Origin of the sequence: Planotetraspora silvatica (assembly GCF_016863315.1) — a bacterium.
GTDB classification, from domain to species: Bacteria; Actinomycetota; Actinomycetes; order Streptosporangiales; family Streptosporangiaceae; genus Planotetraspora; species Planotetraspora silvatica.
In genome coordinates this window covers 1-880 of record NZ_BOOQ01000102.1, presented here as the reverse complement: position 1 = coordinate 880, position 880 = coordinate 1, and the positions used below count along the sequence as shown (strand labels likewise).

1 pseudogene is annotated in these 880 nt (G+C 74.3%); it reads right to left on the bottom strand.

Annotation, left to right across the window (positions count from 1 at the left end):
• Positions 1-880: pseudogene (locus Psi02_RS39775) on the bottom strand (hypothetical protein); the annotation flags it as partial.

Here is an 880-nt window from a genome sequence, read left to right as displayed (position 1 = left end):
GCGGCGTCGACGGTGAACACCCACTGCGGCTGCCTGGTCTCCACGGCCAGCGCCCTGGCCTCGGCGCCGGCGACGACCCCGAGCCGGGTGTCGGCGAGCCGAGCCGCCAACGTCGCCTGCCCGACCAACGCCTGCGCGAGCACCCCGAACGGCCCCCGCGCCCGCATCCCCGCGATCGCCTCCGCGTACAACCGCGCGCCCAGTGGGAAGGCCCCGACCGCGTTCGCCGCCATGCCCAGCTGTTGCAGGTTGGGCGGGCTGACCCAGCTCGCCTTGCTCAGCGCGTCGAGCCGGGAGAGGGACTGCCTGCCGCGCTCCACCGGGGCGACCAACGCGAGCGACGTGACGATCTGCGGGTGGTCCGGGGGCACGTCCAGCCGTTCGATCGCGGCGATCAGGGGAGTGCGGTCGTCCTGCGTGGGGTTGGAGAAGAACCAGCGCATGCTGACGGTGGCCAGCCAGCGCAGCGCGATAGCCGAGCCGTCGCGTGCGCGCATCTCGTCGAGGAACCCGGCGAGGTCGGACAGCCGGTCCACGCCGGTCCACACGTAGTGCAGGGCGATGCCGCGGATGTAGGCGAGCCTGGACCGGTCGATCGGAGCGAGGCCGGCGTCCTCCGCGCGGCCGACGAGGCGTTCCAGGGCGGCACGGTCACCGAGATCCATGGCCATGATGGCGGCGTCGATCAGCCGCGCGCCCCGGCGGGCCGGGTCGGCGCTGAGGTAGGCCGCGCGCTCCAGCGCCTCCAGCGCGAGCCCCGACGCGCCCCTGGCGTTGGCGCGCATCGCCGCGTCGGCGAGACTGGCGGCGACGTCGTCGTCGTAGGACGTCGCGGCGGCCGCCCGGTGCCAGATCCTGCGATCGTCGTCATCGGCCAAGA